This is a genomic window from Acinetobacter sp. 12966 (assembly GCF_031196995.1).
GTDB lineage: Bacteria > Pseudomonadota > Gammaproteobacteria > Pseudomonadales > Moraxellaceae > Acinetobacter > Acinetobacter geminorum.
Genome location: NZ_JAVIMC010000009.1, coordinates 38,907 through 51,399 on the forward strand (window position 1 = coordinate 38,907; position 12,493 = coordinate 51,399).

Here is a 12,493-nt window from a genome sequence, read left to right on the forward strand (position 1 = left end):
GGAGATATAGAATAGGGTTAAGAAATAGAAGTGTTTTTTGCTGTGCTGTGGATAAAGTTATCCACAACAAAGAGAGGTTTATAGTTTAAATTTAAAGAAGTACTTTTGAATTTAAACTTGAGTATCGGTTTTGAATTCAAAAACAATAATTTTGATCTAGAGAATTTTAAATTCAAAAATAAAGTAGAAAATTTGAATTTAAAACATGGGAAATGAATTTAAAGTAGAGATTATGAATTCAAATTTACGTTTTCTCTCTGAAATTTTGGACTCATAATGGTATGGTACTTACAAATTTAAATTTAAAAATCGAACTAGGATAATATGCGACGTTTTTCTTGTATTGTTGGCTCTGTATTTTTAGCGATGACTCAGGCTCAAGCAGAGCTCGTAATTAATGGTTCTACAATACCTAGCAGTGCTACTGTTCCAGTAGTGACGAGTGAAGATTATACGCCTAATAATAATTTCCAAAGCTGTTTGGCAAATTTACGTTCTCAAGCAATTGCTGCTGGAGTATCTGGTACAACTTATGATCGTTATACCCAAAACTTGACCCCAGATTATTCAGTTATTGATAAATTAAACTATCAACCAGAATTTTCGACACCAATTTGGGATTATCTTTCTGGTCTAGTTGATGAAGAGCGCGTTGAGCTTGGTAAACAAAAACTGGCGCAACATCGAGATGTTTTAAACCGTGCTTCTCAAATCTACGGTGTGCCGCCGGAAACAATTGTAGCAGTGTGGGGTGTTGAAAGTAATTTTGGTGATATTTCTGGTAAATATCCTTTATTACAAGCACTCGGCACTTTAAGTTGTGAAGGGCGTCGACAAAGTTATTTCCGCACTGAGTTTTTTGCCACTATGCGTATTTTACAACGTGGTGATTTAACCGAAGATCAACTGAAAGGTTCATGGGCTGGGGCATTTGGTCATACTCAATTTATGCCATCTACCTATGAACGTTTAGCTGTTGATTTTGATGGAGATGGTCGTCGAGATTTAGTGTCGAGTACAGCTGATGCACTGGCTTCAACTGCTAATTTCTTAAATAAAGCAGGTTGGCAAACAGGAATGCCGTGGGGTTTTGAAGTCAAAGTTCCCCAAGGTATGTCAATTGATGGAGAAGGGCGACGTTCAAAGAAAGCTTTAAGTAGCTGGAGTGCACGAGGGGTGACCCGAATTGATGGTTCTCCACTTGTTCAAGGAGCTTTATCTGGTAATACTTCAGCGGGTTTAATGGCACCTGCAGGTATAAATGGTCCAGTATTTTTAGTATTTAAGAATTTTGATGCTATCTACAGCTATAACGCTGCGGAAAGCTATGGACTTGCGATTGCACATTTATCTGATCGTTTAAAAGGTGCTGGTCCATTTGTTGCGTCTTGGCCAACTGATGATCCGGGAACTTCACGTGCAGAACGTCGTGAAATCCAACAATTTTTGATTAATCGTGGCTATGATATTGGTGCAGTTGACGGTCTTATTGGAGATAAAACCCGCGTAGCTATTCGTCAGGAGCAGACTCGTTTAGGTTTAAATCCAACAGGACGGGCAGGGCAGCAAATTTTACGCGCATTCCGTCAAGAACAAGCTCAAAAAATGATGCAATAAACTGGAAATAATAAAAAAGGTCTGCTCATGCAGACCTTTTTTATAGGTACTTATATAAGATAATTACTCTAATTTAACTGCTTCCAAAATATCAAAAATAACTGACGTAACATCTTGGCTTAAATCACGATCATTAAAGATTTCATATGCAGTAATGGTGACATCAGTATCACTTGGTAATTGCTTTTGCTCTTCTTCAATTAAATGTTCAATCGGTAACAGAGTCTGTTTTACTTCAAGATGGAGAATATCTTTATATTCGATATTTTCATCCTCAAGCTCGATTTCATGCTCATTGAAAAAGGGAATTAAAATAGAATGGAGGTATGGTTTAATTTCAATAATATCAAACAGTTCAATATCACGAGTCTGTTCAATCGTGCTGATATGATCATTTACTTCAATCAGGATATGATAATAACTCATCTTGATCTCCATTCTATTTTCGTTAGCTCTTATGACCACAATAACATGACTTTGATATCAATTTCGATGTATCTACATAGAAATAGATACATCATTTTATATCAAGCTTTTAATTATTGAGGTAAAGCACTTAATAGATCACGGTCAGCATCCGTAAGTCCAGTGATTTTTTTGTCACCATCTTTACGTACTGAGTACATCAATGCATTTGGTTGATCACTATGTTTTAAACCCAGTGCATGTCCTAACTCATGAGCAATGGTTAAGCGTAAATCATCAATAGACTTAAACTCATAAATCACAATTTGTTTGCCGTTATAGATACCTTTTTTAAAGACATCCGCTTGAGCATTTTGCTTAAATTGGTTCAATGAATTATTAAACTCATTATTAATCTGATTAAAATGAGTCACTTTGACATTTAAGTCTTTAGCTTGCTGATTATATGCAGCAATTTCTTTCTTTAAAGCAACAGTTTGTTTTTGCAAATCTTTCTGAGTTTTAGCCAAAGATTTAGCGCTGTATTCAGGTGCTAATTTGCCTTGGTTAAGCTCCATCATTAGTTGGTCAAGATTTTTCAATTTGCCATTCAAAATCTGCTTCTTATTTTCAAGCTCAGACTGAGTTTGACCAAGGGTTTGCTTCAATTGCTTAATTTGTTGCTGTTCATCAATTACACGTTGCTGTTCTTGTTGGAACTGAGCTGCGATTTTTTGACGCTGTTCAGAACGGCTTTGACTATTATCGTAAACTAAACGAATTTCTAACTTTGCATTTGGATCATAAGTAAAATAATCCTGTCCAGTACCTTGTTTCCAAATGTCCGCAGCTTGTTGACTAATTTGAATTAATTGATCTTGGCTTAAACCAAAACGTGGATCAATATCAGCAATTTTGTAAGTCAAATGTTGACCTGCTTTTTGCTGGATTTGAGTATGAGCTGGAGTTGCAAGATTAGCATTAGCCTGAAAATTAGAAAAAGCAAAGGCTACGCCTAATAACAAAGATGTTAAACGCATAATCGAAGGGGGGAGATTTTAAAAAAAACGTATTATAAGAATATAAAATGAAAAATCAATCAAAAAACGTACAAATCAGAAAAATAAATGAGACTTTAGTCTCATTATTTTTTACCAAATGCCAAATTATTTTTTAGAAAAAATTTAATATATTTGGTTTTGTTTAGTTTTTTTAATCATTTAACTTTAACGATTTTTCCTTAATTTGGTCTATAAATTGAACTTAATAAATCTAAATCTGAATCTGTTAGTTTAAAGTTATGAATATCTTGCTCTTTTAACCGTGGATACATTAATGATTTAGGATCAGTAGTATGTTTTAGTCCTAATGCATGGCCGAACTCATGAGCAAGGGTCAAACGTAAGTCATTTAAAGAAGCATAGCCGTAAATCTGGATTTGGTTTTGACTGAATAAACCTTTATGGAAGGGTTGAATACTAGTTTTCTGCTCTAGTTTGAATTGTGTTTTTAAAGCGCTTAAATCACTTTGCTCTCGATTTAGCTCTTTAATTTTTAAGTTAAGTGATTGAATCTTAAGATTTAGAGTGTTGGATTCATTTTGTAAATCTTCCGATTTTTGCTTTAGTTGTTTTTGCCATTCTTTTAAATTATTGGCACTAGAGTACTGCTGTTCTCCTTGATTAAAGCGCGTTACCTCTTGTTGATATTGTTCAAACTCCGTTTTTAGATTGGCCTTTTTCTTGTTCAAATCAGTTGATAGTTGAGCAACTTGCTGTTTGTTTAGAACAATTTCTTCATTTTTAATGCGCCAAGCTTCCTGCTTTTGCAAAAGTGCATCCAAATTGTTTTGTTGTTCATCTTTAAGCATTTGATGATCATCATAGATTAAGTTAATTGACAATTGAGCCTGTGAATCATAAACAAAATAGGTCTTCCCAGTTTCTTTTTGCCAGATTTCAGCAGCTTGCTGACTTACCTCGACTAATTGTTCTTTAGTAAGTTGAAATCGTGGATCAATAAAAGCAATTCGGTATTTTAAAGGCTGATGAGATGAATTAATTGGCAGATTGCTTTGAGCAAAAAGTGTTGTTTGTAAGCCCATGCATAAGCATAAGCTCAATCCCCACCATAGAAATTTTTTCATGGCAAAATAAAAAATATAAATAAATCTTATTGTTAGCTACTTAATTTAATTCGTCAAAACGATAAAAATCTCAATAGATTAGGTGAGGTTTGTGATATTGGTCGAAAAATTAAAAAAGATGTTCTCAGACTTGGCAATAATCAATTAATTAATGTAGTAAATAACAGTGGGTTTTTAACAAAAAAATATTATTTAAAATTAAATATTTAGTTTTTATTATTGATCTTTTTGACAGAAATTTTTGAATAATATTATTAAAAAACTTATTGTTACTTTTTGTAAGCAATAAAAAACCGCGCCTAAGCGCGGTTTTTTATTAAAGAAACAAATTATTTTTTGTCATCTTTAACTTCAGTGAACTCAGCGTCTACAACACCATCATCTGCTTTTTGTTGACCCGCATCACCACCTTGGAATGCATTTGGATCAAAGCCTTCAGCACCACCAGCTTGTTGCGCTTGTTCATAAGCACGTTGAGTGATAGGCATCAAGATGTTTTGTAAAGCTTCAGTTTTTGCTTTGATATCTTCTACATCATTTTCTTTTGTTGCTGCTTCAAGTTCAGAAACGGCAGTGCTTACAGCTGTTTTTTCATCTTCAGTAACTTTGTCACCAAGATCTTTAACAGCTTTATTCGAGCTTGAAATTAATGCATCAGCTTCGTTACGAGCTTTTGCAAGTTCTTCAAACTTACGATCTTCTTCAGCATTCGCTTCAGCATCTTTAATCATTGCTTCAATTTCAGCATCAGACAAACCTGAGTTCGCTTTAATCTGGATCGATTGCTCTTTACCAGTGCTCTTATCTTTAGCAGATACTTTCAAGATACCATCAGCATTGATGTCGAAAGATACTTCAATTTGTGGCACACCACGTGGAGCAGGTGGAATATCGCCTAATTGGAAGTTACCCAACAATTTGTTTTGTTGAGCCATCTTACGTTCACCTTGGTAAACTGAAATGTCTACAGCAGGCTGGTTGTCAGCAGCAGTAGAGAACACTTGTGATTTCTTCGCAGGAATCGTCGTGTTTTTCTCAATGATTGGTGTTAATACACCACCCATTGTTTCAATACCTAAAGTTAATGGTGTTACGTCTAATAAAAGAACGTCAGTTTTGTCACCAGACAGTACAGCACCTTGAATCGCAGCACCGATTGCAACAGCTTCGTCAGGGTTCACGTCTTTACGTGGCTCTTTGCCAAAGAATTCTTGTACTTTTTGTTGTACAAGTGGCATACGAGACTGACCACCAACCAAGATCACGTCAGAGATGTCTGAAGTCGAAAGACCAGCATCTTTAAGTGCGATTTTACAAGGCTCAATAGTGCGAGCAACTAAATCAGCAACTAAACCTTCAAGTTTCGCACGTGTTACATTGATTACTAAGTGTTTAGGACCAGTTGCATCAGCAGTGATGTATGGAAGGTTGATTTCAGTTGCATTTGATGAAGAAAGCTCGATTTTTGCTTTTTCAGCAGCTTCTTTCAAACGTTGTAACGCAAGTGGATCATTTTTCAAGTTCACACTTTGTTCTTTCTTAAATTCTTCAACTAAGAATTCAATTAATGCGTTATCAAAGTCTTCACCACCAAGGAAAGTATCACCGTTTGTTGATAACACTTCGATTTGTTGGTCGCCATCAAGGTCTGCGATTTCAATGATTGATACGTCAAAAGTACCACCACCTAAGTCGTAAACTGCAACTTTACGGTCGCCTTCTTTTTTGTCCATACCGAACGCAAGTGCAGCAGCAGTTGGTTCGTTAATGATACGTTTAACGTCTAAACCAGCGATTTTACCCGCATCTTTAGTTGCTTGACGTTGAGCATCGTTAAAGTAAGCAGGAACAGTAATAACTGCTTCAGTAACTGTTTCGCCTAAATAGTCTTCTGCAGTTTTCTTCATCTTTTTCAAGATTTCAGCAGAAACCTGTTGAGGCGCTAATTTTTTATCGTTTACTTCAACCCAAGCATCGCCATTGTCTGCTTTGATGATTTTATAAGGTACAAGACCGATATCTTTTTGTACCGCTTGATCTTCATAACGACGACCGATTAAACGCTTGATAGCGAATAATGTATTTTTCGGGTTAGTTACTGCCTGACGCTTAGCACTTTGACCCACTAAGATCTCGCCATCTTTATAAGCAATGATCGATGGAGTTGTACGTGCGCCTTCAGCGTTTTCGATTACTTTTACTTTATCGCCTTCAAGTACAGCAACGCATGAGTTGGTAGTACCTAAGTCAATACCAATAATTTTTGCCATGTGACGTTTTCCTCAAAAATTCTTTTGCAATGTTTTTGCTTGTTATCCGATATGAGAGTGAATCTATTTTTTTCAAGCGTTTTAGCGAAAAAAAATCTAAAAACTCTCAAAAAATTATTTATTGACCAACCATAACCATAGCAGGGCGCAATAAGCGACCATTTAATGTATAGCCCTTTTGTAAAACACTACCGATTTCATTCGCTTTAGCATTTGGGTCAATACCTACAGCTTGATGTAAATCCGCATTGAAGCCATTTTTCGTATCAGCTTCTACAACACCAAATTTTTCAAGTGTGGTTAACAGCGACTTCAAGGTCAGTTTAATACCTTCAAGTACTGGCGTTTCTTCATCACCAGCCGCTTGAATTGCACGCTCTAAATTATCAACAGAATCTAGTAATTCTTTTGCAAATTTTTCAAGCACAGTCTCTTTATGCTTGTCAGACTCACGTTGAATACGCTCTACACTTTTTTGTGCTTCGTAAACTGCATTTGCAGTACGTGCTTTTTCAAGTTTTAGGCTTTCTTCTAATTTGGTGATTTGCGCTTGTAAAGATTCAACGGTAACGTCGTTTGCTTGCTCTACACCTTCAGCCTGAGTTTGCTCATTAGATTGCTCTGCTTGCTCGTGTTGAATGTCTTGAGCTTGCTCATTTTGCTCATTAGCCATTGATGATCTCCGTTTAAATGGGTTTTTAAACATGTACAGTCCTTTTGGCATCAGCATTTACTGGGTAAAACCTGAACTGCCATGCATATGCTGTAATTCATTAATAGGGATGAAGTATGGGCATTGCCTAAAAATTCAAGCGTACACGGCAATTTAAAGCTTTTAATTTTGCGGTTTTAAGTAAAAATCTAAATTTTCGATCATAAAAGCAATAAATTCCTGAGTTATTTTGGGTAAATGTTGTCTTGAAGCATATACCACCGACAAACTTAATTCAGGAGCCGAATAGTTTTTAAATAAAGGAACCAATCGTTTTTCTTTTAAATCTTTTTTAACTAATAAAGTCGGTAACATTGCCACACCTTGAGCATGTAAACACATGTCATAAACAGCATTTACATCATTACTTTTAAAGGTGACGTTCAAAGGATAGTTTTGAGGTTGCTGTTCAGTATCAAAAAGTGTCCAAAATTGATGTTGGCTATGGTGAGCTAAACATTCATGTTGAATAAGTTGCCTTGGATGGGAGAGGGGACTGTGTTGCTTTAAATAATCAGGATGAGCGCAGAAAACGGACTCAATTTGACAAACAGGTCGTGCAATTAACCCATCTGCAACTTTTTGCGTTATACGTAAGGCTAAATCGACCTGAGCATCAATTAAGTCCATTGTATTTTCAGTAAGATATACATCAAATTGAATATGTGGATGTTGCTGTTTAAATTGGCGGATACATTCCCCAACCCCTAATTGAAATAAAAATAAACCACAAGTGAAGCGAATCGTACCGTTATGTTGTTCTGGTGCGGCTAACTCTTGTAAAAGTTGCTGTTGTTGTAAAATATTCTCGCAGTAGAGTAGGGCTTTTTCACCCGCTGGAGTGAGAGATATTTTTCGGGTATTTCTTTGAAATAGTCGAGTTGAGAAGGTGTGCTCTAGGTGCTCAAGATAGCGAGAAACCATGGCACGGGAATAATTTAGATGTTCGGCGGCTTTGGTTAAATTGCCATGTTGAGCAATAGAAACAAAGACGTGTATGGCTTTTAATGTGTCCATATGCTTTATCATTATTACAATATATGCAACAGTTTATCTTAATTTAGTGCATTTATCTTACAAGAATTGCAATTTAAAGTATTTCTCATGAAATTGGAGATACATAATGAAATTTTTTAAATTAACTGCTTCAGCCCTAGCAACTGCTACTGCTTTAACGGTAGCTTCCTCAGCTTTTGCGCAAGATTTGAAAATCCAAAGTTTTCTGGCTAAACCCGAACATTTTGGTGTGACTTCTACTTTAATTGAAGGCGATAAAGAAGTTCTGTTGGTGAATGCACAATTCTCGAAATCTGAAGCATTACGTATTGCTGCAGATATTCTCGATAGCGGTAAAACACTAAAGACAATTTTCGTAAGTTATGGCGATCCGGACTATTACTTTGGCTTAGATGTATTTAAACAATACTTCCCAAATGTACAAATCATCGCAACGCCAGAAACTGTTAAACATATCCAAGATAATCAAGCGCTTAAAGTGAAATATTGGGGTCCACAAATGGGTGCAAATGCGCCTAGTCAAATTATTGTGCCTCAAGCTTATACTGCTAAAACTTTAAAGTTAGAAAATGAGTCGATCGAAATTAAAGGTAAGAAAGAACTCACTTATTTATGGATTCCTTCTTCTAAAGCAGTAGTAGGTGGTATTCCTGTCTCTTCAGGTATTCATTTATGGATGGCAGATACGCCAAAAGTTAAAGATCGTAATGAAGTGATTCAAGCTTTAGAAAGTATTAAATCACTCCAACCTCAAACAGTTGTTCCAGCTCATATGGTTGAGGGAGCTCCACAAGGTTTGGATGCGGTTAACTTCTCTATCGACTATCTCAAGAGCTATGAGAAAGCGGTCAAAATAAGTAAAAATGCGAGTGAGCTAAGTCAGCTCATGCAGAAACAATATCCAACATTGAAGAGTGTGGATAGCCTAGAACTAGGTGCAAAAGTTGTAAAAGGTGAGATGCAATGGCCATAATTAAAATCGAAACACCATAAATTTTCTAAAAAGCCGTGGTCTATCCCCGGCTTTTTTTATGAAATAAGGCATTTTCAAGTAAAAAGTCTCTGTAACATTCTACGCACCTTATATAGCGTTTCTATGAAGAGAAAATTTTTAACGAGAGTAAAAGGCTAAGATAAAAATTAGAAATTGATAAAAATAAACAAAAGCTTAAGTTGTAGCTTCTATATAAAAGGTAGAGGTGAGGCTAAGGAAGAGGTTTTAATAAAAAATTGCACAATTTGTACTTCTATTACTACAAAAGACAACCAATGATACGCACGCCAGAAAAAAAAATTGTGAATTATAGGCAGCGCGAAGATGAACTTTGCATTTAAATGTTTGTCGTAATGAAAGGAAAGTGATTATGAAAAAATTAGGTCTTATCTCTGTAGTGCTTGCTGGTGTTGCTTTTACAGCTGTTGGTTGTGCATCTGAAGCTGGCTTAAATGCATCAGGTTCAGCTCAAACTAGCGCTAGCCCATCTGGCGTACAAGCTGGTGTTGGTGTAGATGCAGGTGTTTCTGGTCAAGCACAACCAGGTCAAGTTGATGCTGGTGCTTCTGGTTCTGTTTCAGGTTCTGCAACTGCTCAGTAATTCTTAGCGATAAGAACAGTTAAAAGATTATAGAGTACATATATTCAAGATGCCGATTTATATATGAAATGAGCTGCTACTCATTATTCTATAGTCAAGAGAATGTGGATTTCTCAACAAAAAAGCCCCAAGAGATTTTTTCTTTGGGGCTTCCATATTCCCATAGATTTTAGTCATCATCATGATAATCTCTATGATTGTGATCACGATCTTCTAATCTTTTCTTCTCCCATTCACGGTGTCTTTTTTCCCACTCACGACGATTTCTATCCTGTTCGCGAGCATCTTTACGTTGTTGTTCGTATATTCTCTTACGCTCTTCCCAACGTTTTCTTTCCCAGTCACTATAGCGACGTCCATCATTGCGGTCATAGCGATCATCATCATGATCATGGTAACCATAACCACCGCGGTAATAAGGATCATCTGTATAAGCAACACAACCTACAGTTAAAAGACTGGTTGCTAATAAAGTAACAACTAGTTTTGCTGACATAGCACAATCTCCTTTTGTCTGTTAACAATAATTGGCAAAAAAGTCCTGTTTTAAACGACAGATTTGTTAATGACATTTGCTATAAATCAGATTAGCGTAGATTGGTTTTTACCTTTGTATCTTGATTACATGAGTTGTATGCGAATATAGTCAAACAACAAAGAATTCTGTAGAAAATATGAAGGATAAGAGGAATTCATGGAGATAGGCATGACAGCATTTAATCAAAAAATTCAAACATTGCTAGATAAGGGCCAAGGGCCTGCTGCTCGAGCTCTTGATAAGTTACCTCGATTAGCTCAAGAATCACTTGCCAAAATCCTTGGATATGCCTACCAATACCCAGAGCTCGACTCGTTTACTAAATGTATGATGGCCGTACAAATTAAACAGGGACGTATTGGTTTCATTGGTTCAGATCCTATTGAGTCTAGACGGCAGTTTGATACACAAATGTTGGCTATACGCCAGAAATCAACTGAAATTGATTCAGTAGAAGACATTCGTTTGCCGCTTCAAACTGGAACTGTTTTCGCAAGACACTATCATCCGTCACCGAATAAAAAATTACCTCTGATTGTTTTCTATCACGGGGGAGGGTTCGTTGTAGGTGGTTTAGATACTCATGATGAGGTTTGTCGTATATTGGCAAAATATGCAAAAGTACAAGTACTCAGTATTGATTATCCACTTGCACCTGAGGTCTCACCTCAACATTTAATCCAATCATGTGAAGATGCATTAGCTTGGGTATATCAAAATCGCAGACAACTAAAAATATTAAAAAATCGTATTGCTGTAGCAGGGGATAGTGCAGGCGGCAATATCAGTACGGTTGTGGCTCAACGATCAGTAAACAAACCTTATGCTCCACAAGCACAGCTTCTCATTTACCCTACAGTTGATTTTAAAAGCCGACATCCTTCTTTTTATGCTTATAACGAAGGATTAGTTTTGACGGATAGCGATATTAATTATGTCACTCAATATTATGCAACTCAGCATAATGTAGAATTAGACGATCCGATTATTTCTCCAACCTATGGTAATTTGAAAAAGAACCCGCCAGCTTTCGTGATTACGGCTGGTCATGACGTATTGCATGATGAAGCGAAAATTTATAGCTATAAGCTAAGACAAAATGGCGTCAAAATGCATTATGAAGAATATCCAGATCAAACCCACGGTTTTATAAACTTGACACCTATTTCGAAAAAGGCAAAAAGATATACTATCGAGATCAGTAAAAACTTCAGAAAGTTCTGGGATAAAAATAGTTAAATAAAAGCTTAGTCCATGTTTCACGTGGAACGTGGACTAATACTCAAATCTAAAATATAAAGCACTAAATAAAAGATAATAAATACTCACTAGAATTCTTTTATATAGATGATTAAATTTATCCTTCATTAAGTTTGGCATTTTGTTGTAGGGAAAATATGAAAAAATTATTAATGTTATGTTGTTTGGGTATAAGCAGTCATTCAGTCTGGGCTGACACTCTAGTTGAAATGCAAACAAATTTAGGCAACATTGAAATACAACTTTATGATGATAAAGCACCAAACAGTGTGAAGAATTTTAAAGACTATATAAAGTCAGGCTTTTATAAAGATACGATATTTCACCGCGTAATTCCTGGTTTTATGGTGCAGGGCGGTGGACTTACTGCAAATATGCAGGAAAAGACTACGCGAGCACCTATCAAAAATGAAGCTGGAAATGGAATTGCTAACACACGCGGAACGTTGGCTATGGCTCGTACTGCAAATCCTGACTCAGCTACTAGTCAGTTTTTCATAAACGTTGCAGATAATAATTTTTTAAATCGTTCTGCGGGTAATGCTGGTTACGCAGTTTTTGGAAAAGTAATTAAAGGAATGGATGTGGTTGACCGTATTGTTCAGGTCCCTACATCAAACTATGGCATGCATCAAAACGTACCAAAACAGGCTATAAAGATAGTAGATATAAAGTTTAAAACTCTTCAAAAATAAATTAACCATATAAATCATATATTTGTTTATTTTTGAGATTTTTTTTGGCTGAAAAAGAACCGGTCGAACGTGCATATTTATAAAAGTGCTTGCGTACCAGTTTTTTTTCCCTATAATGCACTCATCCCGACGCGATACACGAGAATATCTTAGCTTACAGGGTTAAGATGAAAGCTTAGTATTGCGTTGAATTCTGTCTCTGACGAAGAGCAGAAAAATCATTAAGAGAATTGAAGAA

Annotated in this window: 11 protein-coding genes and 1 pseudogene; 5 read left to right on the plus strand and 7 right to left on the minus strand. The window is 36.0% G+C overall.

Features of this window, described 5'->3' with window-relative positions; translation table 11 throughout:
- Positions 1–324: 324 nt before the first annotated feature.
- On the plus strand, positions 325–1,617 hold the full coding sequence (locus RFW85_RS01615) for a lytic murein transglycosylase (protein WP_214285216.1): 1,293 nt from the start codon (positions 325–327) through the stop codon (positions 1,615–1,617).
- A 63-nt stretch (positions 1,618–1,680) separates the two neighbouring features.
- Here the strand turns inward: RFW85_RS01615 and RFW85_RS01620 are convergent, their stop codons facing one another.
- From RFW85_RS01620 to RFW85_RS01645, 6 genes and pseudogenes are all read right to left on the minus strand, one after another.
- Positions 1,681–2,055 (minus strand): hypothetical protein, encoded by a 375-nt coding sequence (locus tag RFW85_RS01620; protein WP_014207668.1) that lies wholly within the window; start codon positions 2,053–2,055, stop codon positions 1,681–1,683.
- Positions 2,056–2,156: 101 nt separating this feature from the next.
- Positions 2,157–3,125: pseudogene (locus RFW85_RS01625) on the minus strand (M57 family metalloprotease).
- A 137-nt stretch (positions 3,126–3,262) separates the two neighbouring features.
- Entirely contained in the window at positions 3,263–4,168 is a 906-nt protein-coding gene (locus tag RFW85_RS01630; RefSeq protein ID WP_161283144.1) for a matrixin family metalloprotease, read from the minus strand.
- Positions 4,169–4,497: 329 nt separating this feature from the next.
- Positions 4,498–6,438, minus strand: a complete 1,941-nt coding sequence (gene dnaK / locus RFW85_RS01635; protein WP_002115449.1) for a molecular chaperone DnaK — start codon at positions 6,436–6,438, stop codon at positions 4,498–4,500.
- Between the two features lie 118 nt (positions 6,439–6,556).
- Positions 6,557–7,111, minus strand: coding sequence for a nucleotide exchange factor GrpE (gene grpE / locus RFW85_RS01640; protein ID WP_002115470.1), 555 nt, complete (start codon positions 7,109–7,111; stop codon positions 6,557–6,559).
- Between the two features lie 162 nt (positions 7,112–7,273).
- On the minus strand, positions 7,274–8,167 hold the full coding sequence (locus RFW85_RS01645; protein ID WP_227602458.1) for a LysR family transcriptional regulator: 894 nt from the start codon (positions 8,165–8,167) through the stop codon (positions 7,274–7,276).
- Between the two features lie 106 nt (positions 8,168–8,273).
- Here RFW85_RS01645 and RFW85_RS01650 point away from each other — a divergent pair, with 106 nt between their 5' ends.
- Together RFW85_RS01650 and RFW85_RS01655 are read left to right on the plus strand one after the other, a co-directional pair.
- The gene (locus tag RFW85_RS01650) at positions 8,274–9,140 is read left to right on the plus strand and encodes an MBL fold metallo-hydrolase (protein WP_309171078.1); all 867 of its coding nucleotides are present in this window, start codon (positions 8,274–8,276) and stop codon (positions 9,138–9,140) included.
- A 391-nt stretch (positions 9,141–9,531) separates the two neighbouring features.
- A complete protein-coding gene (locus RFW85_RS01655; RefSeq protein ID WP_000733015.1) occupies positions 9,532–9,762 on the plus strand; it encodes a hypothetical protein in 231 nt (76 codons plus the stop codon).
- 169 nt (positions 9,763–9,931) lie between these two features.
- Here the strand turns inward: RFW85_RS01655 and RFW85_RS01660 are convergent, their stop codons facing one another.
- Entirely contained in the window at positions 9,932–10,258 is a 327-nt protein-coding gene (locus RFW85_RS01660; protein WP_017399657.1) for a hypothetical protein, read from the minus strand.
- Between the two features lie 210 nt (positions 10,259–10,468).
- Between RFW85_RS01660 and RFW85_RS01665 the strand changes: the two genes are divergently transcribed.
- Together RFW85_RS01665 and RFW85_RS01670 are read left to right on the plus strand one after the other, a co-directional pair.
- On the plus strand, positions 10,469–11,539 hold the full coding sequence (locus RFW85_RS01665; protein ID WP_032063548.1) for an alpha/beta hydrolase: 1,071 nt from the start codon (positions 10,469–10,471) through the stop codon (positions 11,537–11,539).
- A gap of 158 nt (positions 11,540–11,697) precedes the next feature.
- Complete coding sequence (locus tag RFW85_RS01670; protein ID WP_032063545.1) at positions 11,698–12,255, plus strand: peptidylprolyl isomerase; 558 nt, start codon at positions 11,698–11,700, stop codon at positions 12,253–12,255.
- The last annotated feature ends 238 nt before the right edge of the window (positions 12,256–12,493 follow it).

What these genes read in the sequence shown, in the direction of transcription:
- dnaK (WP_002115449.1), bottom strand. Translation starts at nt 6,438, where the DNA reads ATGGCAAAAATTATTGGTATTGACTTAGGTACTACCAACTCATGCGTT.
- RFW85_RS01645 (WP_227602458.1), bottom strand. Translation starts at nt 8,167, where the DNA reads ATGGACACATTAAAAGCCATACACGTCTTTGTTTCTATTGCTCAACAT.
- RFW85_RS01670 (WP_032063545.1), top strand. Translation starts at nt 11,698, where the DNA reads ATGAAAAAATTATTAATGTTATGTTGTTTGGGTATAAGCAGTCATTCA.
- RFW85_RS01665 (WP_032063548.1), top strand. Translation starts at nt 10,469, where the DNA reads ATGACAGCATTTAATCAAAAAATTCAAACATTGCTAGATAAGGGCCAA.
- RFW85_RS01620 (WP_014207668.1), bottom strand. Translation starts at nt 2,055, where the DNA reads ATGGAGATCAAGATGAGTTATTATCATATCCTGATTGAAGTAAATGAT.
- RFW85_RS01655 (WP_000733015.1), top strand. Translation starts at nt 9,532, where the DNA reads ATGAAAAAATTAGGTCTTATCTCTGTAGTGCTTGCTGGTGTTGCTTTT.
- RFW85_RS01650 (WP_309171078.1), top strand. Translation starts at nt 8,274, where the DNA reads ATGAAATTTTTTAAATTAACTGCTTCAGCCCTAGCAACTGCTACTGCT.
- RFW85_RS01630 (WP_161283144.1), bottom strand. Translation starts at nt 4,168, where the DNA reads ATGAAAAAATTTCTATGGTGGGGATTGAGCTTATGCTTATGCATGGGC.
- RFW85_RS01660 (WP_017399657.1), bottom strand. Translation starts at nt 10,258, where the DNA reads ATGTCAGCAAAACTAGTTGTTACTTTATTAGCAACCAGTCTTTTAACT.
- grpE (WP_002115470.1), bottom strand. Translation starts at nt 7,111, where the DNA reads ATGGCTAATGAGCAAAATGAGCAAGCTCAAGACATTCAACACGAGCAA.
- RFW85_RS01615 (WP_214285216.1), top strand. Translation starts at nt 325, where the DNA reads ATGCGACGTTTTTCTTGTATTGTTGGCTCTGTATTTTTAGCGATGACT.